General features: G+C 46.1%; 18 protein-coding genes. 6 read left to right on the forward strand and 12 right to left on the reverse strand.

Annotated features, from left to right (window positions below; genetic code table 11):
* Positions 1-9: 9 nt before the first annotated feature.
* Positions 10-1509 (forward strand): response regulator, encoded by a 1500-nt coding sequence (locus QUB12_RS26695; RefSeq protein WP_333309188.1) that lies wholly within the window; start codon positions 10-12, stop codon positions 1507-1509.
* A 135-nt stretch (positions 1510-1644) separates the two neighbouring features.
* Here the strand turns inward: QUB12_RS26695 and QUB12_RS26700 are convergent, their stop codons facing one another.
* Positions 1645-3795 carry a tetratricopeptide repeat protein gene (locus tag QUB12_RS26700; RefSeq protein WP_333309190.1) on the reverse strand — a complete coding sequence of 717 codons (2151 nt, stop codon included), beginning with the start codon at positions 3793-3795 and terminating at the stop codon, positions 1645-1647.
* A 31-nt stretch (positions 3796-3826) separates the two neighbouring features.
* Between QUB12_RS26700 and QUB12_RS26705 the strand changes: the two genes are divergently transcribed.
* On the forward strand, positions 3827-3952 hold the full coding sequence (locus QUB12_RS26705) for a hypothetical protein (protein WP_333309192.1): 126 nt from the start codon (positions 3827-3829) through the stop codon (positions 3950-3952).
* Positions 3953-4098: 146 nt separating this feature from the next.
* Here QUB12_RS26705 and QUB12_RS26710 read toward each other — a convergent pair whose 3' ends face one another.
* Entirely contained in the window at positions 4099-4971 is an 873-nt protein-coding gene (locus QUB12_RS26710; RefSeq protein ID WP_333309195.1) for a 6-carboxytetrahydropterin synthase, read from the reverse strand.
* A 102-nt stretch (positions 4972-5073) separates the two neighbouring features.
* On the opposite strand from QUB12_RS26710, the gene QUB12_RS26715 reads away from it, so the two are divergent.
* On the forward strand, positions 5074-5208 hold the full coding sequence (locus QUB12_RS26715; protein ID WP_333309196.1) for a hypothetical protein: 135 nt from the start codon (positions 5074-5076) through the stop codon (positions 5206-5208).
* 205 nt (positions 5209-5413) lie between these two features.
* The gene (locus tag QUB12_RS26720) at positions 5414-6913 is read left to right on the forward strand and encodes a cyclic nucleotide-binding domain-containing protein (protein ID WP_333309198.1); all 1500 of its coding nucleotides are present in this window, start codon (positions 5414-5416) and stop codon (positions 6911-6913) included.
* 160 nt (positions 6914-7073) lie between these two features.
* Here the strand turns inward: QUB12_RS26720 and QUB12_RS26725 are convergent, their stop codons facing one another.
* The 6 genes from QUB12_RS26725 to QUB12_RS26750 form a co-directional block, all read right to left on the reverse strand.
* Positions 7074-7754, reverse strand: a complete 681-nt coding sequence (locus tag QUB12_RS26725) for a J domain-containing protein (protein WP_333309200.1) — start codon at positions 7752-7754, stop codon at positions 7074-7076.
* Positions 7755-8302: 548 nt separating this feature from the next.
* The gene (cysK, locus tag QUB12_RS26730) at positions 8303-9265 is read right to left on the reverse strand and encodes a cysteine synthase A (RefSeq protein ID WP_333102231.1); all 963 of its coding nucleotides are present in this window, start codon (positions 9263-9265) and stop codon (positions 8303-8305) included.
* A 58-nt stretch (positions 9266-9323) separates the two neighbouring features.
* Entirely contained in the window at positions 9324-9764 is a 441-nt protein-coding gene (locus tag QUB12_RS26735) for an Rrf2 family transcriptional regulator (RefSeq protein ID WP_333044126.1), read from the reverse strand.
* Between the two features lie 275 nt (positions 9765-10039).
* Positions 10040-11374, reverse strand: coding sequence for a leucine-rich repeat domain-containing protein (locus tag QUB12_RS26740; protein ID WP_333300461.1), 1335 nt, complete (start codon positions 11372-11374; stop codon positions 10040-10042).
* Between the two features lie 93 nt (positions 11375-11467).
* On the reverse strand, positions 11468-12751 hold the full coding sequence (locus tag QUB12_RS26745) for a leucine-rich repeat domain-containing protein (protein ID WP_333309202.1): 1284 nt from the start codon (positions 12749-12751) through the stop codon (positions 11468-11470).
* A gap of 87 nt (positions 12752-12838) precedes the next feature.
* Positions 12839-17773, reverse strand: coding sequence for a dockerin type I domain-containing protein (locus QUB12_RS26750; protein ID WP_333309203.1), 4935 nt, complete (start codon positions 17771-17773; stop codon positions 12839-12841).
* Positions 17774-18133: 360 nt separating this feature from the next.
* On the opposite strand from QUB12_RS26750, the gene QUB12_RS26755 reads away from it, so the two are divergent.
* Together QUB12_RS26755 and QUB12_RS26760 are read left to right on the forward strand one after the other, a co-directional pair.
* The gene (locus QUB12_RS26755; protein ID WP_333139036.1) at positions 18134-19342 is read left to right on the forward strand and encodes a M50 family metallopeptidase; all 1209 of its coding nucleotides are present in this window, start codon (positions 18134-18136) and stop codon (positions 19340-19342) included.
* A gap of 68 nt (positions 19343-19410) precedes the next feature.
* Positions 19411-20109 (forward strand): PEP-CTERM sorting domain-containing protein, encoded by a 699-nt coding sequence (locus tag QUB12_RS26760; protein WP_333139034.1) that lies wholly within the window; start codon positions 19411-19413, stop codon positions 20107-20109.
* A 118-nt stretch (positions 20110-20227) separates the two neighbouring features.
* Here the strand turns inward: QUB12_RS26760 and QUB12_RS26765 are convergent, their stop codons facing one another.
* The 4 genes from QUB12_RS26765 to QUB12_RS26780 all read right to left on the reverse strand — a co-directional run bounded on the left by QUB12_RS26765 (position 20228) and on the right by QUB12_RS26780 (position 25648).
* On the reverse strand, positions 20228-22450 hold the full coding sequence (locus QUB12_RS26765; protein WP_333309205.1) for an iron uptake porin: 2223 nt from the start codon (positions 22448-22450) through the stop codon (positions 20228-20230).
* Positions 22451-22742: 292 nt separating this feature from the next.
* The gene (locus QUB12_RS26770; RefSeq protein WP_333139030.1) at positions 22743-24395 is read right to left on the reverse strand and encodes an HD domain-containing phosphohydrolase; all 1653 of its coding nucleotides are present in this window, start codon (positions 24393-24395) and stop codon (positions 22743-22745) included.
* A gap of 141 nt (positions 24396-24536) precedes the next feature.
* Positions 24537-24818: a 4a-hydroxytetrahydrobiopterin dehydratase gene (locus tag QUB12_RS26775; RefSeq protein WP_333139028.1), complete on the reverse strand. Its 282-nt coding sequence runs from the start codon at positions 24816-24818 to the stop codon at positions 24537-24539.
* A 605-nt stretch (positions 24819-25423) separates the two neighbouring features.
* Positions 25424-25648: a hypothetical protein gene (locus QUB12_RS26780; RefSeq protein WP_333139026.1), complete on the reverse strand. Its 225-nt coding sequence runs from the start codon at positions 25646-25648 to the stop codon at positions 25424-25426.
* Between the last annotated feature and the right edge of the window lie 153 nt (positions 25649-25801).

Genomic DNA, 25801 nt, shown 5'->3' on the forward strand with positions numbered 1-25801 from the left:
GGAATAAAAATGACTACCGAATCTTTAGACAGAGGCACCATTTTAATTGTGGATGATACGCCCACTAATCTGGGTTCAGTATTGGATTTTTTGACCGCATCTGGCTTCACTGTTTGGGTAGCTCGCAGTGGGTCTAGCGCTCTCAAAAAAGTGCAATATTCCCAGCCTGATTTAATTTTGTTGGATGTTCTGATGCCAGAAATGGACGGATTTAAAACCTGTCAAAATCTGAAAGCGAATGACTTAACTAAAGATATCCCAGTCATTTTTATGACCGCGCTGGACGATACAGAAAGCAAAGTCCAAGGCTTTAATGTGGGGGGAGTTGATTATATCACTAAGCCCCTTCAACACGAAGAAGTTTTAGCTCGCGCTATCACGCACCTGAATCTGCGAAATCTAACTAAAAAGCTTCAGGCGCAAATTGTCGAGCGCGAGCGAGCGCAAGCCGACCTACAAGTTTTGGCACAACAGCTAGAGACGCGAGTAGAACAGCGCACCGCTGAACTTTCCCAAACGAATGAACGCCTCAAGCAGGAGGCTGCTGAACGCAAGCTTGCAGAAGCAGCTTTGCAAGCATCGGAAGCGCGAGAGCGGCACAAAGCCCTACAGCTCGAAAATTCCCTGCACGAACTCAAGCACGTGCAAAGCCAGCTCATTCAGAGCGAAAAAATGTCCGGGCTAGGCCAACTCGTGGCTGGCGTAGCTCATGAAATCAATAATCCAATTAATTTTATTTATGGAAATCTTTCCTATGCTCTGGAATATTCAAAAGCTTTGGTCACTATCCTTGACCTCTACGAAAAGCACTATCCTAATCCGGCTCCAGATATACAAGCAGAAATCGCAGCAAGCGAGCTAGATTATCTCAAAGACGACTTGCCTAAATTGTTCAAATCGATGTACTTAGGAGCAGATCGCATCCGCGAAATCGTTTTATCTTTGCGCCTCTTCGCACGGCAAGAAGGATATGAAATGAGAGCGGTCAACATTCACGAAGGCATGGACAGCACGCTGATGATTTTACAGAGCCGGCTAAAATTTAACTCAGACCGCCCCTCGATAGAAGTGGTGCGGGACTATTGCCCAAACCTGCCCGAAGTGGACTGTTATGGGGGAGAAATGAATCAGGTATTTATGAATATACTTGCCAATGCGATCGATGCTATTGACGAGTGGAACACGCAGAGATCGCTAGAAGAAATTAAAGCGAATCCTAGCGTGATTCGGATTAGCACAGAAGTAACAAGCAGCAATTGCGTAGCTGTCCGAATTGTGGACAATGGGCCAGGGATCTCGGAAGAGGTTCGTCGCCACGTATTTAACCCGTTTTTTACGACAAAACCCCCCGGTAAGGGCACAGGGATTGGGTTGTCGATTAGCTGGCAAATTGTAGTGGAAAAACACCGGGGAAGCTTGGGGTGTATTTCTGCACCAGGCGGGGGAACAGAGTTTACTATTGAGATTCCGCTTCAGCAGGAGTCTCCTGTCTTGTCGCTGTCAGCTTGATATAATGTCGGGTATCTTCATCCATCATGGTGCGCTGTGATGGGCAATCGCGGGGTTTCTGCGATTGCCCATCACAGCGCAAAATTACCAACAAGAAAGTTCGGGTGTGCACGTAGTGGTGTAGGTAATACCGAACTAACTCTCCGAAGATTCATCGGATTGTGGCTGTTTCTGAGTATCTTTTTCCCCGGCAATAAATCCTTCTGTATCCTGCTTTAATTCTGATACAAGTGCGCCTCGATCGCGCCAAGCTTCGGCATTTTCTGGTTTGATGGCAATAGCTTGATCGTAAGCTGCCATTGCTTCCTCATACCGCTTTAATTCTGACAAAGCTATCCCCACATGACGCCAAGCATCGTAGGAGTCAGGCTTAATAGCAATCGCTTTCTCATAAGCTGCGATCGCTTCTTCATGGCGCTGCAATTTTGCCAAAGATTCGCCTTTACAAAACCAAGCTTCGTAACACTCGGAATTAAGGGTAATTGCTGATTCGTAAGATGCAATTGCTGCTTCGTGCTGCGACAGTTTGTCGAAAGCTACGCCTCGGTTGTGCCACACTTCAAAATCCTGCGGTTTAATCGCTATTGCTTTGTCGTAGGATTCGATCGATTCTTGATATCGCTGCAATTTTCCGAGCACAGCAGCTCTATTGTACCAAACTTCGTATTTGTCGGGCCGGATGCCGATCGCCCGATCGTAAGAATCAATAGCATCGCTGTAGCGGAGCCGTCTCCACAGCATATTGCCTCGATTGTACCAAGTTTCGTATCTGTTGGGATTGATCTCAATAGCGCGATCGTAAGAATCAACTGCTGCTGCGTACTGTTGTACTTTGGCCAGCATCGCACCTCGGTTGTGCCAAAGTTCGCTGTCGGTTGCTTTGATAGCCAGGGCGCGATCGTAACTGGCGATCGCTTCTTCGTAATGCTGCAATTGACCCAACAAAGCCGCTATACTGTGCCAACACCCGTATTTTCGGGATTCGCTCGAACTTGCTCGCTCGTAACAGGCGATCGCCTCTTCGTACTTCTGCAATTTGGCCAGCAAACTCGCTTTATTATACCATGCTTCGTAGTTATCCGGTTTAATTAATATTGCTTGGTCGTAACAGGCCAGTGCTTCTTCCATGCGCTGCAATTTTACTAACACATTTCCGCGCCAATACCAAGCCTCATTCAAAAATTTATTCGCTAAAACAGCTTTTTCCAAACAGACTAATGCTTCATCATAATTGCCTTGAAAATAAAGCCCTTCGGCTTGCTTGATATAATCGTCAGCAATCAATTTTTCGTCGTTAGCAGGTGCAGTTTGCGATTTTTGGGAATTGTTTAAGGCCGGTTGAGGTGCGATTTTGAGAGCTTCTTTGGCAACAACTGCGGGAACTTGGGAAATCTCTTGAACAATTTGATATTTTTTCTCGTCAACTTCTTTCCGCAAAACTTGCAGGTGCATGATAAATTGAGATTTGAGAGTCTCAATTTGCTCGACAGAAGATTTGGAAACTTCAGTTTCTCTAGTTAAAAAATCAAGGGATTGTTTAGCTGCACCCATTTGCGCTTCTAATTCATCCTTTAACTTTTGAGTCAGTTGGCTAGAATTTCTGAGTTCGGATTCCAATACACCAATGCCCTGCAATCGTTTATTGGCATCAGCCACCAACTGTTTGATTATCAGCCGTCGCATCATCCAAAAAAATGCAATTGTCACTGGTGGAAATACAGTACCAAGAATTAGTAAAATATTGAGCAGAGTTATGGTACTATTAAAACCATATCCAGATTCAGCACTGCCACTAGACGGGGAGATAAAAGCTAAAACCTCGCGAACTTGAGGATTGCTTTCAGCCCCGGTTTCGATTAATTTAGCCAGCCAGGTTTCTTGTAAAGATTTTGTTAGTTCATCGCCGGATGCAGCAGGAGTATTCGCCTTGGTTTTGGCACTAGGAGATACATCGGGTTGAGCGGCGGCTACCAGCAAACCTGTCGGCGATTTTACAGCAATTCGCGGGGAAAATTGTTCGTGGGCGATCGTCTCAGGCTCGCTAATTGGCTCAGCCCGACGGGATACGGTAATATTTGGGGAAAATTGTTCGTGGGCGATCGTCTCAGGCTCGCTAATTGACTCAGCCGGACGCGATTCAGTATTATTTACGGCATCAACAACGTTGCTAGCTTGCGGTGTCTCAGGAGAAATAGGAGGTGCAGCAGGATTGGCGCTAGTATTAGCAGTTAAATTGTGGGATGCGAGGGCAGCCAGAGTCAAGAGAGCTAGATTAGAGACGCGCATAAACGTCAACTCATTTAGGAGAAATTAGTGCTTGGTTGTCAGCGATCGGGCGATCGAACTCATAGTCTCAGCAGTTAGAATAGCTGACATGAGGAATGCTGACTTACTATCTCCAAAATACGGGCGGAGTCTGACTTTTCAGGAAAAGTGCCAGTAATTCTGGCTGTGGAACTTTTGTCCAAAAATATATTCTCGCGCCTAATCCGGTTGAATAACCCTCGAAATCATCGGGGCGGGTTTACCAATCTGCACAATTAGCCCAATATCCGGGTGAACCCGCCCCAACAGACCCAATTTTTCGCTTTAAACCCTAGCTACAATTGCTTCCGGCTGCTGACTTTGGGCCACGACTTCCTCTAAATCAGCGCCGAAAATTTCACAGCTATTATTCGGACTTTCAATCAGCTTAATTTTGTGCAACTGGGCGCCCAATTCCCGAACGGGCGATCGCAACAATTGCCCGATCCGAACTGCAATATTCTCCGCAGTCGGCACAACGTTCTCAAAATAAGCAATATCCTTATTTAAAAAAGTGTGATCGAAGGGTTCAACAACATAATCGTCAACGGCTTTTTGTAAAGCTCCCAAATCAGCAATCATGCCAGTCCGCGCATCCATTTCCCCTTTAACAGTCACCTCTAAATGATAATTGTGACCGTGACCGTTGGGACGAGCACATTTGCCGTAAATTTCCGAGTTTTCTTCAAAGCTCAAATCGGGACGAGCCAACCGATGGGCCGCGCTAAAATGAGTGGACAAAGTTAGATAAGCTTCCATTCCGTTTCCTAAATATTCAGCCCAAAGTTCGGGATGTTCAAACAATTGAATTTTGCTCAGAGGTAAATGAGGGGCTAGGCGCAGCCAAATTTGCCGTGCTATGTTTTCGGTAGTTGGCAGAGTCTGCTCAAATTCCGGCCACGCTTCGTTGAGAAAGGAAAAATCGAGATCCTTGATAACTTCCCGTTTGATGACGTGCTTGACATCAGACAGGTTGAGCACCATGCCGTTCTCGTCGAGTTCTCCTATCATGGAAACGTAAAGGACGTAATTGTGTCCGTGTCCCGGTGCGCGGGCAGTTGGGCCAAACCGCTCAAAGTTCTCGGCTTCGCTTAACTCCGGCAGCCAGTACCGGTGACTCGCCGAAAACTGTGCCCGACGATTGATGATGCACTGCATAAAAGTCAAGTAGGGTAAGCTTGTTAAGTTCTGTAAAGGACTCGCTTCTTAAGGATAAACTAATTTTTGCTGGAATTTTTCGATTATTTGAGGGTGCTGTAAATGAATTTCTACCAATTTTCCAAATATTGGCAACAAGTCGCCGATCGATCGAGCCGCCGGGCCCATTTTACGCCACAACACAGATATCCGGCAGAAAATACCGCTACAAAACAGTTTCTCGCCATCAATTGCTAACCCATCAGTTACGAGCCTTTGAGAAAGTACGCGCGTGCGGATTTATCCCGTTCGCGAAGCGGGCCCGTTGCGGTAAGGAATCGACCTTTTTTGCAACACAGGGCACTCCACAGTTCGAGTTTTTCGCCTAAGCTCTGCAATAGTTAGCAGTTGGCGGTTCAGTTGCGCTCAAAACTAATCACCCATTACCCCTTACCAAATATTAATGAATTGGATTACTTCACGAGCCGATCGCTTTTTTGAAGATTGGTCGGGTGCGATGACAACCCCCCTCTTTTATATCGGGGACGCTCATCTGTCCATCAGTGCGATCGTCCAACTGATAGTTTTAGCTATATTTGCCTTCATTCTAGCTAAGATTATCAGTGAAGGAATCAAGCGCAGCCTGCTAGTTCGGATGGGATTGGATCGTGGCAGTCGAGAAGCAATTTCCACCATCATTAGCTATATTTTAGCAACGCTTGGCTGTATATTCGTCCTGCAAAGTGCCGGCATCAACCTCACTTCTCTCACCGTCTTAGCTGGCGTTGTCGGCATTGGTTTCGGCTTCGGCTTGCAAAATCTCGCCAGCAACTTTATCAGCGGTCTCACCCTGCTATTCGAGCACCAAATTAGAGTCGGAGACTTTATTGAAATAGACAAGTTATTAGGAACGGTAGAAACCATTTCGATCCGCTCTACGATTATAAAAACAATTGACGGTCTCTTTGTAATCATACCCAACATTAAGTTTGTCGAAACTAACATTATTAACTGGAGTTACAAAGACCCCAGATGCCGCATCCACATCCCCGTCGGCGTTGCTTACGGCTCTGACCCAGTAATAGTTACGGAAGCGCTATTAATTGCGGCGCGGATGGAATCGAATGTCTTATCCCATCCTTCTCCTAAAGTATGGTTTTGCGGTTTTGGAGATCACGCTTTAAATTTTGAACTTTTAGTTTGGATTGACCAGCCACAGGAAAGCGATGCTATTAAAAGTGCAGTTTATTTTTTAATAGATTACGAATTTCGCCACCGAAATATCGAAATTCCCTTTCCACAGCGGGATTTGTGGCTGCGAAACCCCCAAGAGTTAACTCAACTTTTTCACAATAACAAAGACGATAATTCCAACGGCAAACTTTTTCCGCAGAATGCCACACATTCTACAGAAGTCAAATCTAATTCCACGGTTTCCGATCATAAAAACTCAGGGCCTAAATCCCCTAATAATTGGACGCTGCGAGATTTGTTGCGGCGAGTAACTTATTTTGAACAGTGTACGGATTTAGAACTGCGACAGTTAATTGAATACGGCTACCGACAACTGTTTCCAGCGGGACAGGTTGTATGTAAAGAAAATGACCCTGGCGATTCTTTTTATATTATTCTTTCGGGTACTGTAGAAGTTCTTTCTCAAAAAGCCGATCAGTATATTGCTACGCTTCATGAGGGCGAGTTTTTTGGGGAAATATCTTTGCTGTTGGGAACTCCGAGAACTGCGACTGTTAAAACTAGCGAAGATGCAATTTTGTTTGTGGTGGAACGCCACGACTTGCAAAAACTTTTAATAGAACAGCCGAACTTAGCCGATCAGATTGCTCAAAAATTGTCGGAACGCCAGCAAGCTTTGAGAGATTTGGGATTGTTAGATGGCGACTCTCTGGGACAAACTCCTTTTATTAAAATTCGCAAGCGAATTCAAGTTCTTTTTGGAATTTGATACGGAAAGGAAGTTCGGCAACGCGCCGTGTACGGGATTTAACGCATTTAACGGATGAATGCTGAGGGAATTGGGAATTGGGAATTGGGAATTGAGCAATTCTCCCACTCTCCCACTCTCCCACTCTCTCACTCTCCCCTCTCCCCCTCTCGTTGACTAACTAACTTTTAAATTTTAATTCATCCTGTGCTTCCCGCCGCAGTCTAGCGGCAATTCTAAACAGTTCTTGACCGGTGTGCAAGTGGCGATCGTCATAATTGAGGGTAAATAGCTGCAATTCTTCTATTCCGTCTCCGACTTGATTGATGCTGTAGTAGAGATGGGCCGCAACTCCGGCTACATTAGATGGATTGGGCATTGATGTAAAAAAGTTATGAGCTTTTTTGAGATACTCGCGGCTGGTTTCGATATAAAGTTGAAACTTTTCTATCAGTTCGTCATCAAACGGATCTGCTGACAATTCGTCTATTTCTTTTTTAAGTGGCTTCAAGATGCTGTTGAGCATTCTATTGACTGGTTTGTATACTTTAATCAGCCACTGTTCCATTAGTTCGTCAGCGTCCCGTGCTGTTTGTTGTTGCTGGCGGCTGACGTTTGGTGCGACTGGTGATTGCTGTTCGGTTTGCTCGGAAAGTTGGCGATCGTAAGATTGTCTGTGCTGGGCGTCTCCTAATATTTCATAGGCTGCATTGAGGCGGACAATCTCTTCGTGACCCGCTGTGTCGCTGCGGCTGTCTGGATGAAATAATTTGACTAAACGGCGGTATGCTTGTTTAATCTCGGCTTGTGTTGCGGTTGGGCTAATCTTTAGGGTTTTGTAGTGATTGATAACGGAAGACACGCTGTTATTTCCTTGAAATCTGGATAATTTGTGAAAAAAAGCTTGACAAAAATATCATTATTTGCTAATTTATTAGGTATTTATCTGATATAAATGCCAAAAAGTGTAAGTTGAAAACGTCAGTTTTAAACTTATCATCAATCTATTTTAGAAAAAGATTGATGCTTTTGAAGTGGCAAGCCGATCGACATTGGGGGCTCATATATAGCCTTTCTCGGTAACATGAGGTGCTCTCGCGGGCATAGGGCATAGGGCATAGGGCATAGGGCATAGGACAAAGCCCCCATACCTCACCACGCTTGAGAACCGCTATAGCCCTCCTCCCAGCAATTGTTAGCTCTTTCCTTCCCGACAAGAGCGCTTACCGGCCACGAAGCTAACGCGCCGAAAGCGGTTCGTTCAAAAAAAAGCCCCTTGACAAATTCAGCATCGCTCGCGATCGAGGCAGCTACAATCTATCGCAATTCTTTAAGCTAAAAAGCCAAGCCAAGCAGGGCGTACAGTGTACGCCCTGCTGTCAGTTTCTGCAGCTTGGGTCGGAGGCTGACCTAGTTGAGGGCCATCGCCAGATTGAGTTCTGGATCTTGGAACAAGGGAGTGCTGAGATAGCGTTCGCCGAAGCTAGGCTGAATCATTACAATCAATTTCCCTGCATTTTCGGGACGCTGGCCGACTTTCACCGCCGCACATAGTGCCGCGCCGCTGGAAATACCGGACAAAAGTCCTTCTTCTCTGGCCAAGCGACGGCCATAGGCGATCGCATCGTCATCGGTAACAACTATAATTTCGTCGATCGAATCCACATTCAGCACCGGCGGCACAAAACCAGCACCGATACCTTGAATTTTGTGAGGCCCTGGCTTTCCGCCCGACAGTATCTGACTATTAGCCGGCTCAACGGCGATCGCCTTAAATTCGGGTTTCCGCGACTTAATCACCTCTGCGACACCCGTAATCGTACCGCCCGTGCCGACTCCCGAAATCAGGAAATCCACCTCGCCGTCTGTATCTTCCCAAATTTCCTCAGCCGTTGTCGAACGGTGAACCTGCGGGTTCGCGGGATTCCGAAACTGCTGCAACATATACGCATTGGGAGTTTTGTCCACAATCTCTTGAGCGCGGCGGATGCAGCCGCTCATGCCCTCAATTCCGGGAGTCAGTTCTAGTTGGGCCCCGTAAGCTCGCAGCATCGATCGGCGTTCCGTGCTCATCGTATCCGGCATGGTCAAAATCAACTGGTAGCCCTTAGCCGCAGCCACCATTGCCAGAGCAATTCCGGTATTCCCAGAAGTCGGTTCTACTAAAACCGTTTTGCCAGGACTAATCAGACCTTCGGCCTCTGCTTGATTGACCATATTGACACCGATGCGGTCTTTCACCGATGCTGCCGGATTCATGCCTTCGAGTTTGACCACAATCCGAGCCACGCAGCCTTCGGCTTGGGGAATGCGGTTGAGTTGCACCAGGGGCGTCCGCCCTACCAATTCTGTAATGTCGCCAGCAATACGCATAATCTTTGTCAGTTTGTGGTTGAAAGTAAATCTTAATTCCTAGTTGGCAATATTTTAACTAGATGTAATACATGATATCGAGCTGCCGTCTGCCATTGCGCTTTTCGCACAGATCCTGTAGCGTGTATTTTTGCAACACTGAGTTGGCAATCGATCGAGCTTCTTGCCAAACTTCCCAAATCACCGCACTTTCTACAGTTTGAGCAGGCGAGTCTTTTTCAGCTCGATCGAACTCTGAGCCTTCGAGGCAGTTGATAATTTCGAGGAGTGTAATTTTCCAGGGTTCTCTGGCCAAGATATAACCTCCCTTAGCTCCTCGCTGGCTGCGAATCAGCCCGCAGCGTCTCATGGTAGCCAGCAACTGTTCCAAATATCGATCGGGAATATTTTGCTGAGCCGCTATCTGGCGAATTTGCAGAGGCTCGCCTTCTTCGTAGCAATCGGCAAGCTCCAGCAAAGCTAAGATTGCATATTCGCTTTTACACGATAGTTCCACCATAATTGCACTTGAAAGTTCCAGAATTATCAACTCCGAAGTCAGATTTTAGAATTATTCTCAATTTTGAGTTCCAAATTCTCACTCCTCACCTTTGATTATACCCCGGTTCTCCACTGGAGTTTACTGACTTTCATAAATTCTTGTAATTTGTTGCGCTGGGCGTTTGGCGGCGCTAGGCGCGGTTGCTATGTCAGGATTAACATCCAGAGCTTTGATGCTCCTCCGCCCTGAGTCTGCGATGTAGGCATAATTATCCCAAGGAGTCCGCCCTCTAATTATTCGTATCGACATCTAAAATCGTATCCCCAGGGGCAATTTCTATTAGTCAGCGGATTGCCTTCAAGGTAGACTTCCAAGATGTAAATTAAAGTTTTCAACATACTAATGTCAGAAATTAGATTGTTAGCAAGGTCGAGCCTTCTTAAGCTGGTTAAAGATTTTAATACGCTCACGTCAGAGATTTGATTTTCGCTAAGGTAGAGTTCAGTCAGTTTAGTCAGAGATTTCAGGGGACTAATGTCGGAAATCTGATTGTCAGCGAGGGAAAGTACCGTTAAACTCTTCATAAATTTCAACGATCTAACATCGGAAATATGATTGTTCGTGAGTTCTAGAGACGTTAAATTAATCCCAGATAACCTACTAAGATCAAAGATTTTATTATGAGCCAAATCGACTTTTTTTAACTTAGTCATAAATCTCAACGAACTAATGTCTGATATTTGATTTTCAAAGATATACAGTGTAGTTAGGTTAGTCAGAAATTGCAGGGGACTAATGTCTGATATTTGATTTGTATTAATAAACAAGGTATTTAGATTAGTTAGAGATTTCAGGGGACTAATGTCTGATATTTGATTTTTCTGCAAGTATAATTTTCTTAATTTATTGAGAAATTTTAAAGGATTAATATCAAAGATTTTGTTGGCATCTAGCGAGAGGTATGTTAGATGTGTTAAAGATTTTAAGGGATTAACATTCGAGACTTGATTACCGGTTAGGCTCAGTTTAGTCAAATTATTCAAATTATTCAAATTATTGAGAGATTTAATTTGATTATATCTGAGCTCCAATACAGTTAGCTTCGTTAAATCCTTCAAGGGTGCAATGTCTGAAATTTGATTGCCAAAAAGGGCTAACTCTGTTAAATTAGTTAGATGTTTTAACGGAGTGATATCAGAAATTGTATGATTCCTATCTAACTTAAGTACAGTAAGATTAGTCAGAGAACTTAGCGGACTGATGTCAGAAATATTATTAACACTAAGGGTTAACTTCCTCAAAATTTTAAAGGATGAAAATGGACTGAGGTCAACCAGTTGAGAACCCTCGATGCTAAGTTCAGTGCGACTAGAAAGCTTCTTGTTAGCTTGGGCGCAGTCGGTTGTCTCAACATCCCGCAACAACAGTTCAATAGTATGCCTAGTAGAGAGAGTGAGATTGGTTTTATTTACACACCAATCAGCAAAAGTGCGGTAACTGCTTGCTTGTACTTTGGGCTGTGTTTGTAGCTGTGATTGTATCTGTTTAAAATGTATAATTGAATTGCATCCACTTACAATAATAATTAAAGCTACACAAAAGGTGAATGTGACTTTAAAATAATACATACATAGAAGTTTCTGTACTCTTTTCATTTGCTCTCGCTCCTGTGATTTAAGTTTTTAATAAAAGTGAAATCGTTGTTACAATCGTTTGATTTATTAATATTCACACCTATAAAACTGCAATGGGCACTTTTTATTCCTCAGCGGATTTCCTTCAAGGTATAGTTGCCGGACGTTAGTTAAAGGCTTCAACATACTAATGTCCGAAATTCGATTGTTAGCGAGGTCGAGCATTGTTAAGCTGGTTAAAGATTTCAATGCGCTCACGTCAGAGATTTGATTTTCGCTAAGGTAGAGTTCAGTCAGTTTAGTCAGAGATTTCAGCGGACTAATGTCGGAAATCTGATTATCAGCGAGGGAAAGTACCGTTAAGGTCGTCAGAAACTTTAACGAACTCACCTCTTCAATTTGATTGTTAGTGAGTTGGAGATACGTTAAATTAATCCCATATAACATACTAATATCAAAGATTTTATTATGACCCAGATCGACTTCAGTTAACTTGGTCATAAATCTCAACGAACTAATGTCTGATATTTGATTCTCGGAGATATACAGTGTAGTTAGGTTAGTCAGAAATTGCAGGGGACTAATGTCTGATATTTGATTTCTATTAATAAACAAGGTATTTAGATTAGTTAGAGATTTCAGGGGACTAACATCAGAAATTTTATTTATCCCTAGCGAGAGGTCTTTTAGATTTGTTAAAGATTTTAAGGGATTGACGTTCGAGATTTGATTATCGGTTAGGCTCAGTTTAGTCAAATTATTCAAATTATTCAAATTATTGAGAGATTTAATTTGATTAGAGGTGAGAGCCAATACAGTTAGCTTTGTTAAATCCTTCAAGGGTGCAAGGTCTGAAATTTTATTGCCAAAAAGGGCTAACTCTTTTAAATTAGTCAGATGTTTTAACGGAGCGATATCAGAAATTTTGTTGTTCCGGTCTAAATTAAGAATAGTTAGATTGGTCAGTGAGCTGAGCGGGCTAATATCAGAAATCTCATTAACACTGAGACTTAGATTTTTTAAGTTCGTTAAAGATGAAAGAGGACTGATGTCAGTTATTCCCTCGCCCTCAATGCTAAGTTCAGTGCGACTAGAAAGCTTCTTGTTAGCTTGGGCGCAGTCTGTTGTCTCAACTTTCCGCAACAACAGTTCAATAGTATGCCTAGTAGACGAACTCAAATTAGTCTTATTTACACACCCATCAGCAAAGGTAAGATAAGTCGTTGTTTGTAGTGCTTGTCGCTGTGCTTGTGTCTGTTGTTGAAGAGGACTCAGTACACTGCATCCTATCAAAAAAAGAGTCAAAGATACACAAAAAGTGAGTGCAAATTGAAAAGGATAGCTATCGAGAAGTTGCTGTAATCTTTTCATCTGCTCATGAATTTTCATCAGTAGTTTTATTTGAGCGTCAGACGTATTTTCCCTCTCACTCAGAAGAGGTATTCTAGCAAGATACTATTAGCGTAGGCGCAAGAGATGATTTCCGGGACGCCCTGCACCCAGACCTTTGGGGAAATTACCAGAAGTTCGATTGCTTTTGTAAACCGTAGTTTTTTGCCCATAGGAGGCTGGTACATCCTTTAAGTTATGCTCGTAAAGCCCATAGACTGACCATTTACTAATAACCCTTGTTACTGTATTCCCAGAAACGGCTGCCACAATTCCTGAGTGTTGAATTAGCCCTTGGTTGTCCCGATAAATTACCACATCACCCACAGATGGATTCTGCGCGACGGAATACCCATTGTCTTTGAGGATTTTTTCTACTTCACCATTATTAATCCATTCTGCCCCTGCTAAAAATGTAAAGCCGTGGCAATCATATTCGGTGGTGATATCAGAAAGTTTTTTCACCTTGTCAGACATCTTAACGCTTTCAAGAAAAGTTTTTTCGTTAAAACCACTAGACATGCGACGCGAAGATCCAGAAGATCCATATCCAATTGTTATCGTTTTTCCACTATCTGTGAGATATTGATGGGTTTTTACTTTCGCAGTGAATAGCGCCGTGAGTAGCAACGCATCCAAGAGCTGATTTCTCATGCGTAGTTCAGTAATAATTGACCAGAGGGTTTTGGAGTCTACCTTACCATCGCGCTTAAGACCGTGAGTGGATTGCCAGTCAACGATCTTTTTCACAGTGTCTGCTCCAAAAATTCCCGTCTGACCTGCACCTACTACCTGTTGAATCAACTTAATACCAGCCGCGCTGTAACCTTTATCGTTATTGTAGCGAATGGCCGCAGGGGCAATATCAATTTTAGTAGCAGCCACACCCAAAGGATTACCACCGATCGCAATCACAGCCGGAATAGCACCTTTTGGTATTATATTCGGATTAAACTTCTCAACACCCTGCGTTGTCAAAGCATAAGCAGGATTTTCAACAGTCTTAATAATTTCCTCCACATCAAAGACGTAAGCATTTCCACCACCACCCAGAGTAGGATAAGAACCAATTAGATACTTCCCATCACTAGAAAGAGCCACATTATTAGTTAAACTCCCCGGCACCGGTTGAGTCGCGGCAACTAATTTGGGATTAGGCCCCAGGGGATCTTTAATAATGCCAATATTCCCCCCCGCCAGCGGATAACTTCCCGTATTTCCCCTGAAGTTACGACCCGCCACAAACGCATACCGCCCGTCCTTCGTCACCGTTACAGCCACTCCCTCATTCACCTCAAAGACATTGCCCTCATTGGTTTGTGCCGAAAGCGTTAAATTCGTGTAGCGAGTTGTAGGAGCCAAATTGATCGGGTCATCACTCACCGTCAGCACCCCAAAACCGCTTCCGTCTGTGTTCGGGTTACCATTGGTAAAAACCATTTTGAGCGGGTCAGGAGTTGCAGCCAACCCCCAAGCCCCTGTAGGAGTCAATACTTTTCCAATCTGTTCGCGCCACTTACGAGGGTTAGAATTCGGTTCGCTAGGTTTGTCTTCTGGGTCGATATTCACAGCGTAAATATAACCATCTGCCGCAGTAGCAAACAGCTTGCGCCCGTCACTGCTAATCGCAATCTGGCGCAGTCCTGACTTCGCATTAACTGAGAGAGTCTGGACAACCTGGTTATAGCTTGCCGAGTCTGGATTGACATCCAGAACATAGATGCTGCCCCGCCCCGAGTCCGCGATGTAGGCATAATTATCCCAAGGGTCAATAGATATCGCCCCAGGGGATGCACCATTTGGCAAATTAATATCATCGACAGCCGTCGTAGAAGCATCAGCATCCACCTCCCGCCGCGCCAGCAAATCAACCATTGCCACCCGCCCCGACCTCTCCAAAGGTACATAGGCGCGAGTCGCATTACTGGTGACAGCTAGCTGTCCGGGACGGTCTGTCACGCTTGGCATTCCCACCGACAAATCCTTGGGAGGCTGCTGTTGCGGGCTCGGCGGAGTCGAAACTGAACTGAGAGCGTCAATTACCCTAATTTTGTCACTAGACCGCTGTGCCACCAACACCAAATCAGAAAATACAGGTTCTAACTGGAGGTCTTCAAAACTCGAACGCTTGACCACATCAGAATCAAGCTGCCCAGGGCCAAAACGCTCATTCTGCGGCCGCGACAGTGTAATTTCCGACTCGCCCAGAGGTACGCTGATAGGAGCTTTGACCGCCACCTTATAGCGGTTGTCTCCGAGTGAGCTGCTGAGTTCTGGCATGACAGTGCCAGAGTAACTCTTACCTCCCACTGAGAAGTCAACCTTCAAATCCCCGAAACTATCGCCCAGATTGCCGTTGAGACCATTTAGGAAATTGCTACCTGTCAAGAACACCACAGGTTCGCTGTTCGAGAACTCTAGTTCGGCTGACTCCAGCGACGGCGGTTCAAGGGGAACTGCTAACCCAGTGTCAGGTCCAGAGAGAACTGCCGAGACTGTAGGAACTCCTTCTGTATTCAGTTCTACCTGAGCTGTTGTAATAACGGGTTCCCCAACTTTGGGAATTCCGATCATTTCCAGCGGCTTGTTTGAAGATTGCGCCAAGTAAGCTAATAGTGAGGTTGTCGCCTCGAATTGATTCTCTGTGGCAGAGACTGCACCAATTCCACCCGTTTGCGCTCCTAAATAGCTATTCTCAAAGTAGAGGTTAGTCGAAAGGTTGATGAGTCCAGCATTTTCCTCTGTACTCGCGTTCACAATTGAACTAACTGATGGCATTCCTGCGGGCAATAACCCAATAGTATAAGTACCGCTTTGTGTCACGCCTGGAAAAGGTGGCGAAGTGGTGCGGATCATTCCGTCTGCACCCACTACCCCTGATTCCTGTATCAGCCAAGTTTGGTTCCAGCTATCAGCTTCACCTGGCAGCGACCCCTTCCGCATAAATAAAACTTCGGTGCCGACTGGTACGCCAACTGGGGCGGGAATTGCCAACTGGACGGGTATATTCAAGGGGGTGTTCCCCAAGTCCAAATTGAACCCCCCAGCAAACTCCATGCTGTCGGGGAATGGCAGTGGCAAGCCCTCGCTGCTAAGTGGTGTCAGGTTAACCGTTGTATCATGAGTTAAGGCACTAGGAGCTACCATTACTACTGAGCCGTCGCTGCCTTGCACGACTCCGCCATCAACTCCCAAAACCGCCGGGTCCATCAAAGGCGTTTTTACCCGCACTGGAACCACCTTTTCTGCTGCTCCGTCAATGACGGTGACGCTGGCAATTCCTTCACCTACAGCAGTAATTACGCCGTCTGAATTCACCTGCAATACATTGGGGTTGCTGACGAAGTAGCGAGTGCCGACAGAGCCAAATTTTAGGTCTGGAGAGTCAGTAAGGCCGGAAATTCCTACCAGTAATGAGCGCTTTACTCCTGTTGTTAAAGTCACCGCTTGCGGGTAAACATCCAAACCGTAAATCTCTGCTAGTAGCGCATTCCACTCGTCATCGTTGGCAGGAATTGGCATTTCGCCTACTCGTGCCGCAGTCACGGCTTGAATGTTGTTGTGAGAGGCTGTAAAAATTGAGGTTCCGTTGGCTAATCCTGTGACTTTTCCGAAGGGGTCAATGGGTGCTACTCCGGGATTTAATGATGTGTATGTTAAGTAAGAATCTGGCAGCACTACGCCTTTTTGGTCGGCGAAGTCTCCGAGCACAACTAATTCTGTGTTGTCTCCTGGATATAGTTGAGGGTTGCGATTGGCGAAGTCTAAGGAAAGTAGGGGGGATCCGCTGACGTTGACTGTTACTTTTGCTGGTATTCCACTGTTATAGCTGTCGCTGGCTATGAAGTCAAAGCTGGCGATGCCTGAGAATCCGGGTGTGGGTTTGAAGGTGGCTGTTTTGGTAATGGGATCGAATTTTACAGTACCGTTAATTGGGTTGAGCGTGTTGTAGGAGATGGGGTCGTTTTCGGGGTCTGTTGCTTTACCGATTAAGGGTATAATTGTTTCCAATTCTGCATGGGTGTTGGTTGAGAATGGGGAGGTGACTGGTGGTTTGTTGGTGATGAAGCCGAAGTTGTTGTTGAGGAGAGTTTGGTCTACTGAGTTGATGATTCCATCGCGGTTGAGGTCTAGGTTAATTGTATAATTGGGGTCTGTTGCTGTGCTGCCTAGAGCGTTATTTAGGAGTTGTCTGTCTGTTGTATCAACTCGGCCGTCGCTGTTGATATCGCCTGCTACGTTCAGTTTTAGAGTGTACGCGCCACTCGATGCGCTGTTGATATTAAGCAGGTTTAAGCCAGAACGATTGATGGAAAATAGGGAATAGGTACTATTTGTATCGGTTGATGTGAGAATTGGTGTGAGTTTATCTACTTCTGGTAGTTCAGGTGACCCTTGATTATCTTTTGAGGCTACTGAAACTCCCACAAGTACGGTGTCTGAATCTGTGGAATTGAGTTCGGAATTAGTAATGCTAAAGGTGTATTGGTTCGCTGAACCTGCATTGTTATTACCTGATGCTGTTTTGGCTGTAAATGTGTAAGCGCCACCTAAATCAGTAGGTACTTTATTATTGCTTCCAGGCGGATCTATGGGCAATATAATTGGGGGTGGCAGCGTATTAAAAGCCCCTTGAATGTTAGGCCCTGGTGTCGGTGTTGGTGGAGAGTACAAGCCCAATGGGTCAAAGTCAATAATCGGCGGCAAGTCGCCATCGGGGGTGGGGGAAGTTGGGCAAGTACCCGCACCGCTATCTGCAAATAAATGTAAATTGGTCGCGTGATTAAATTTTTGGGCCCAGTCGGAAAAGTCAAAACTGAGCAGCGATAGAGAGTTGAGGAGTTGGTGCTGCGCGTCAGGGTCATCCACACCACCGGGAACTAGGGCGCTGGGGGTGATAATTCGTTCCAGGATGAATGTCTTTCGCGGGCGGCGAGTTTTTGGGGGAGAATTCTCAACCCCTTTATTCTTGCGGACTTGAAAGCCTTTTGAATGCCAACCCATACACTTAAGCCCCCGTTTAGTAGTGACCTGGAAAACCCAGGCAGTTAATTGAGTATATTAATTAACTACGTAGATTTGCAAATTAGCTAATTAAACACTACCATGTAAATCATGCAGCGATCGCAACTTGTAAACATTAGGGAATTTATTGTATTAATTAATACAGGAATTGCGCGAGTGTTGAGAAACCGGGTTTTTTACGAAAAGACGCATTGTAGACGGCAGATTCGGTAAAAAACCCGGTTTCTCGACCCCCATGCGTCCAGGACTGAAATTGCAACCTTTCTGTATAGCAAGATACAAATTGCTGACATTGCCAATGTTTTTCTGTGCAGCCTACAATTTATAACTCCCAACATCATGCAAAGTCGTGAAAAATTTGCACGCATCGAAGGTCAAGAAAAATTGTGCCCCGACTTAACTAAGGAAGAGGAGAAATCTATATCTCAAAATCCGAGTGAAGATTCTCCAACGATTCTTTATGGCCCAAAACTCAAATCAACGGTACAGTGGATACCGCACCCAGACGGCTATTGGATACTCCGCAATTCAGAAGGCGTTACTTGCTTGCAAGTTGACAATTCTGACAAAGAGGTAATGGAAAAGTTGGGCTTGAAGCCAATCAGCGATATCGCATCGGAATATGACATTACTTTGGAGGATTTGCAATACTTGCTGCGGATGCTAGCAGAAACGGGAATGTTAGAGGGAACCCAACCTCAAAAACCACCCCCAAACAAATTCAACATTCAGCAATTATTGTCTTTCCAAATTCCCCTGTTCAATCCCGATGCTTGGCTAACCAAACACACAGGTAAACTCCGCTGGATTTGGACGTGGCAATTGAGCTTTTTTCTGTGTGTTTTGATCGGTGCTTCTCTGGCTATATGGCTGGCTTTGGCTGACGAGGTTTCTGCTTCCAATCAACAGGTTTGGGCAACTGGGGAAATTACAACTCTGGTAACATTTGTGCTACTGATTATGGTAGTAGTTGGTCTGCACGAATTAGGTCACGCTTTTACTTTGAAGCACTACGGCGGTGTTGTCCCAGAAATGGGGCTGTTGTTTTTGTGCTTGATACCGGGATGCTATACAGATACTACAGATCAGTACAGTTTAGTGAGGCGGAAGCAGCGCGTTTTTGTAGTAGCAGCAGGCGTGTTGGTGCAGGTGGCTATCTGGGCTTTTTCGGTTTGGGTTTGGGTTTTTTCTAAGTCTAACTCTGGATGGCATTTTGCTAGCTATTTGCTGATGGTAGCAACGCTGGTGACTGTAGTTTTTAATCTCAACCCTTTGAATAAGTTTGATGGCTATTATTTGCTGGTTGCTTTGACTGGGCTTAACAATTTGCGATCGAGGTCTTTTCAATTTTACGCTCGTTGGCTGCGGCGAGAACACATTTGGGAAGAACCTTCAGACTGCTGGACTTTGGCTGCTTATGCTCCTTTTAGCATAGCTTATACGGTCTGGGTTTTAGGTTATCTGTTCTCTGCTGTTGTTCATTTGGTGGTGGAAAATATGCCGAGGTTTATCGATTTTTCTAAGTTTTACCTGCAGTCTGGCCTTTAAAAAAAGCGGAAAGCGGCAGACACTTTTCCCGATTGGAAAGAAGAGTGATTATTTAGGAGTGTGTCGCAATGAATGGATATCAAAAGTTAGGAATAGCGGTTGTTTATGGGGTTCTTAGCTTGGCTTTCAATGAGTTGGCAATTCCTGTACAAGCTGCTGTTCTCACGCAAACTTATACGGTAAATTTGAAGCAGCAGCCAGTTAATAGTACGCTGAATGGGGTGTTTCCTAAGTTTAATTCGCTGTTGGGGACGCTGTTAAAGGCTTATGTTACAGTTCAGTCAACGGTTAACAGCGATATCAGTATTGTTCCTGCTAGCAATTTTACTGGTACGGCGGTAACGAGTGCTCAGATTGCTGTGAATTTACCGAGTTTAAAAGCTGACCCCAATTTGGTTCTGAGTTTGTTTGCAAATCCGCCGGAAATGAGTATTGAATCGGGGGCTGCAGGGGCTAGAGGTGGGAGTGCGATGGTACGAGTTTCAAGGAGTTACAGTTCGCCGCAGTCTCTAAATATGTTTAGTGGGTGTGCGGGGGATTTAATTGCTGCTAGCATTGCGGCAATGGGTACTGTTAAAGTTTTAGGAACGCCTGCAACTGGAACTTATGCGGGTACAGTCGCGGCTGATTCAACACTTACTCTCGCCTATGAGTACGAGTCTGAGTCGGAAACTGTGCCGGAACCTACTACGATCGCAGGTGTTGGTTTAGCTTTTGGCTTGGGGTGCTGGTGGAAGAGGAAGGTGGGGAAAAGGGATTTTAAATAAGATGAGCTGCATTTGTCCGCCACACAGAAAAGCCCTGCCTTTGGCAGGGCTAATTTCAAAGTTTAGAGTTATTAGCAGACAGAGAGGATATGACCCCCCTGCCTCCTCTAACCCGCTCTTAGAACGTGAAAGTAGTTCTCAGGGTACCAATGATGGTGTCATCATTACGGCGATTTTGATCGGGATTCGTCACCCAAATCACGCCCGGAGTAACAGAAATGTTGTCCGAGAGCTTGAATTTGTAGAACCCTTCAAAGTGCCACGACTGGTCATTTGTGAAGCCCCGCAAATCGCTCGGAACCTTAAGTTTATCCAAGTAAGGCTCGCGACCTACCACGAACCCTAGCAAGTTGCCTTCTTTCCCGAAATCTGGCAAAGCCAAGGTGACAGCGTAATTCCAAATTTTCGCATCGCCGATGCCGAGAATGCGAGCATGGGTTAAACCAGCCCAGCCGCCAATGATAAACCTCGGGCTCAGCCGCAACGAAGCCTGAGCACCGTAGGAGTTGCTGACCACTTTGCGAGCGCGGAAGGAGGTGCCATCCTCGTAGGTAAAGCCGTCACTCAAAAAGCCGAGAGAATTAGCCTCGTTGGTACCGGTGAAACCGCCGGGGACGCTGGCCCCGGAACCGTTGTCAAACCCAAAGTTACCCCTGCCAAAGTAACCGTGGTTGTAGTTGAAAGCAACTTGCAAGTTGCGTCCGGGGGTAAAAGTCAACTGACCCATCGCCGCGTAGTCGCCATTCGTCAAGCCTGCACCCTTGCTAGGATTGGCTGCATTTGACGCCAAATAACCGAAGGACAGAGAAGTCGGGCCGAACACGCCACCCAGCAAGCCCCTGCCGCCGAAGGCGTAGTCAAAGCCGATACCTGAGCCACCGCCCAAGCGATAAATCGGGTTCCGCTGTCCAAAGGCGCTCAATGACCCGTTACCGCCGTCAAAGTCTTCAAAGTAAGGGTTGACAGTCGGCATAATGTCGTCCCAAACGCCAGCGTTGGCTATCAGGCTAACGTTCAGTCGCTGACCGACGGGGAACTTGTATAGCAAGGTGTCGAGGGCAACAACGTTGTCGGTTCTGCCGACGACATTCCAAGTTTGAGTGCCTTCGCTGGTCAACCCTAAGTTCAAGGGTTGACCGTTGCCTACCTGAAGCCTCGTCAGCAGCAAGTCTCTGCCGGTGAAGCTAGTGTTTAAATTCAGACGTACCCGCTGTTGGAAGACAGCTTCGTTGTTGTTGCTGCCTCTTCTGCGCTTTGAGCCCAGAACGTTAACACCGCCAGTCAAGGCACTAAAGTCCCTAAAGTCGTCGGTGAGGGCAAAAATTGCTTCCCCGGTCAGCTTGGTAGTAGTTGAGAATTGGTTGGCTTCGAGTTCGGCTGTCCGAGCTTCCAAAGCATCGACGCGGCCGCGCAGGGTTGCCAGTTCCGCTGCAAATTCTTCTTGGAGCCGTTGGAGGGCTGCCAAGTCATCTCTCGTAGCGAAGTTGCCACTGCCTGCTCTAATGAGCTCGCTCACCTTGTCTAAGCAAGCATTTAAACCGGCTGCGAATTCGTAGCGGGTCATTGCCCGGTTGCCGCGGAATGTGCCGTCGGGATAACCGGCAATACAGCCGTAGCGCTCGACTAGGGATTGGAGTGCTTGGAAAGCCCAGTCTGTGGGCCGCACGTCGGAAAGTTGAGATACTGAGGTAACTTGACCTTCAGTTTCGCTGCCGGCAGCACCTTCGGTGGTGTACTGGTTGAGCTGTTCTAATGTGGCGGCTGGGTTTTGCTCTTGTGGTGCTGCAGTTTGGGCTAAAGATTCAGCCGGTTTTGGCAAACTTGGTTCTGCCGACTCTGCCACTGCCGGGGCTGGAGTTTCTAATTGAACTGCACCGATTTGCTCTGGGAGAGCGGTAGCTGCTGGGGCTGGAATTTCTAGTTGGGCTGCCGGGGCCGAATTTTCTACTGGTTGAGCGACTGCTGGCCGGGCTGCGGCTAAAGATTCACTTGTAGGTTGTGATGCCGCTTGGGGATCTTCCTCAGCAGGGGCTGTGTTGGATCCGACGAGCGCACTTTCAGTTGCAGGCGTGGCCACATCTGCCATCGCTGCCTGGGTTTCGCTGCCAGCGACTTGGGAAATTTCTTCTACTGGCTCGGAGGCTGCAGTTGTTTCGGAAACAGCAGCTAAAGCATTTAGTTTCGCTTCGGAGGTTTCAGCGGTTTCAGCTTTGGCGGCAGCGGGATTGAGCGCATCAGCAGCCTGCTGAGCGTCTGCTGCCATCGCGCTCGAAGAAACTACTAGGGTAGCTCCTAAGACTGCTGGGCTGATTAGTAAGTAACTCCACAAAAATTTCGACATATTCACTCTCATCCTCACACCGATTACAGAGAAACTTTTTTAGTCTTCTATGTGGTCAGTCGTTGCTCAACTAGCATACTCTAAAAAGAGACCTAAAATTCACTTTTTCTTTTGATTCTTTCGGGCTGACCGAGTATATAGATGTGACTGACGGCTGCACAGAGCCTGTTTTTTTACCTGTACTCAACGGCGTCAAAACCATACCAGGCTTGGGCTGTGGATTGATTTGACTGCTGACACTAGATAGCGCCCGATCGCCTCTTTACTTTTTAGCACAGCACGCCCGACTCGTCTAGGCTGATTCGACTTTAACATCCAAGCTGTGTCCTAGAACGCTAAAGACTTGGCGGTGATCGAATAGTTCCAACAAATCGGCGTTGATTTTATTGTGAGCTGCTTCTTGCCGCAAAATTTTCATCGCTGCCTCTGTTCGCAGAGCTCGCTTGTAGGGGCGATCGCCTGCTGTCAGGGCATCGTAAATATCGGCGATCGTCATCAATTGCGCTTGAATTGGAATTTCTGACTTGTTTAAACCTCGCGGATAGCCTGTGCCATCGAGTTTTTCGTGATGTCCGTAGGCAATGTCTGGAATATTTTTTAAATCCTTTGTCCAAGGAATTTGTTTCAGAAACTCGTAAGTGTGAGTTACGTGAAATTCTATTGACGATCGTTCTTCCGGCGTCAGGTTGCCCCTTGACACCATCAATTGCAATATCTCGTCTGGGTTCAGCAGGGGTTTCCTTGCCCCATCTATATCTCTGTAAGTTTGTCGAGCAATCTCTCGCAGTTGAGCTAGGGGTTCTGCTGCCAAAATGTGAGGCTCGTTTGCCTCTAGCAGCACTTCCCAGTATTCTGCTAATCGGGTTTTCGCCTCTGCTAGCTTAGTGTCTAGCTGTTCGATTTCCTGGCATTGAGCGCACTCTGGCTCCTGGCTTGGGTGTTTTCGGTAGGCTGAATGCTCCAGCAAGTATTTATATTTAGACTGGACGCATTCCATTTCCATCGTCCGTTGAGCTAAGCCAAAGCGGTGGCGAATGATTTCTAGCTGTGCGGGGTAGAGCTTTTTCTGTTTGGTCAAAACTGCTTCGGGCACTCCAATTTTGCCAAAATCGTGCAGCAGGGCGGCGTAGCGAAGTTCTTGAATTTGGCGGTTGTTAAAGTAAATAGAGCGCAGTCCTCCGCTGCTGACGGTGTTTACTTCTTCTGAAAGGCGTACTGTCAGGGCTGCTACTCGTTCTGAATGGCCGTAGGTACAGGGGTCTCTGGCTTCTATGACTTGCACCGAGGCTTTGACGAAGCCCTCGAACAAATGTTCTATGCTGTCTTGAAGTTGATTGCGCTCGATCGAGATGGCTGCTTGAGAAGCGAGCGATCGAACTATCCTTTCTTCCCACTCCGAATACTGCTGCGTCGCTTCCCAGGCATTGTCTGCTGTCAGCACCGTATCTGCCTTTGTTTTGCGGTTGATCAGTTGCAGTACACCTATTGTCTCCCCCTGTCGGTTTTGCATCGGCAGTACCATTACCGAGCAAGTGCGGTAATTAATATCCCTGTCAAAACTGGTATCTAGCCGGTAGGGTACGCCGGGGGGTAAGTCGTAGGCATCAGACAGGTTCAAACTTTGACCTGTAATTGCCACGTATCCCGCCAAGCTTTTGTCTGTCAGTGGCAGAGCAAACTCCTTAAACGACAGGCTTGGTTTAGAACCGTTTTGCGCTACCTTGAACAGCAGCTTAGGTGTTTCGTCGCTGTGATCTACTAAGTAAACACTGCCAGCATCGCTGTAGGTGATTTCTCTACTTTTGGATAAAATTAAGTTTAACAAGTCGCCCAAATCTTGGGCGCTCGACAGAGCCGCGCCAATATCTAAAAGCTTTTCTATCAGATGGGTTTTTTCTGCCGCAGCAGACTCGTTCTTGAACTCTGGCTTTTCAAATACGATCATGGTCGGATGATGGGGAATAGCCTTTTATACATTGAACGTTTGGCCTCTCGACTTTTTAGCACCCGATTCTCACCCCCAGTCGATTTTTTATTGGCCAGCTTTCCGCGAGCGGGGCCTGTTGTTGCGCCAACGGACACTCTTTTAATCTAGCGTAGAAATCTCTTGGGCTAGCGCAAAGTCTTTCTCAGTTAAGCCTCCGGCATCGTGAGTTGTCAAGTTAAGTGTAACTTTATTATAGGAAATTTCTATATCGGGGTGATGTGCTGCGGCTTCTGAGGGGGCGACCAACTTATTTACAAAGGCGATCGCTTCTATAAAATCTTTAAATACACGGGTAGAGCGCAGTTGTTTGCCTTCAACCGTCCAGCCTGACAATTGACTGGCGCGCTCTTGAATTTCAGTATTGTTAAGTAGCTCAGCCATAATTTTTTTCTTTGGGATTAGCAATGGCAGATTAACTGCCCACCTGTAGAAACCCGGACCAAAAACTATCCGCTCTCACCAATAGCGTTTAGTCTCAAGTTTTCCTACTCAAGATTTAACACTATTTGAGGTGAGAGCGGTCTAGCGGGTCTTCAGATTAGAACCTGACTGCCGGGAGAATCCCTAGCTCAGCCTGGTTCCCCGTGGAAGTCGTTTCCCGTTGGAGACGACGGCTGACTGCTAGTGAGCGGCCCCGGCGCACAGCCGGTAGTTTCCAATCTGATGACCCATGCGTTTACTACTTTCTATCATGGGCATCACCTCCAGGTTTAGCTAAATGGCTTAATATTGGAACGCACATCACCTAAATACAAGATTTAAGGTGATGATTTGTGCGCTAGCCATTGCCAGCGTTACCGAAAGAACTTGCGTTCTGAGTATCATTCCAGTAGTCACAATTATCAGAATAACACAAGAAATTAGAAGTGGGGGAGGCAAATTGAGAATTTTGCAAGATCGGCGGAAATTACTGCTGCTGCAAGCTCTTTGATCGATCTCTACAGCAAGCGGGCGATCGCTGTTTCAGCCATTTGCGGATATGTTCTTCAGAATCCGCGCTGTGCGGCTATCAGGTGCATGGCAACTGAGGCTGCGGGGAAAGGCCGATCGATTTCTAGCCAGATGGAGAGTTCACCAGATATAGAGACACGAGTTGTTCTAGCTGCAGGCAGAGTTTGTTTTTGTACAAAATCAACTTTTTTTAGGGCGCTAATTCGATCGAATCCTGGAAACAAAAAGCTCCCGCCACCAGGCAGGAGCTTTTTAAGCATTAAGGGTAAAGCCTAAACTGCTTTATCTTACCCTTTTAAAATGTTGGAATTTTTGATATTTCGCCCAGATTACAGAGCGTTACCGCGAGGCAGAACTTCTTCAGGGAAGATGAAGTTTTCGTGAGGTTGGTCTGTCGGAGCCATCCAAGCACG

This window comes from Microcoleus sp. B7-D4, assembly GCF_036705125.1.
Lineage (GTDB): Bacteria > Cyanobacteriota > Cyanobacteriia > Cyanobacteriales > Microcoleaceae > Microcoleus.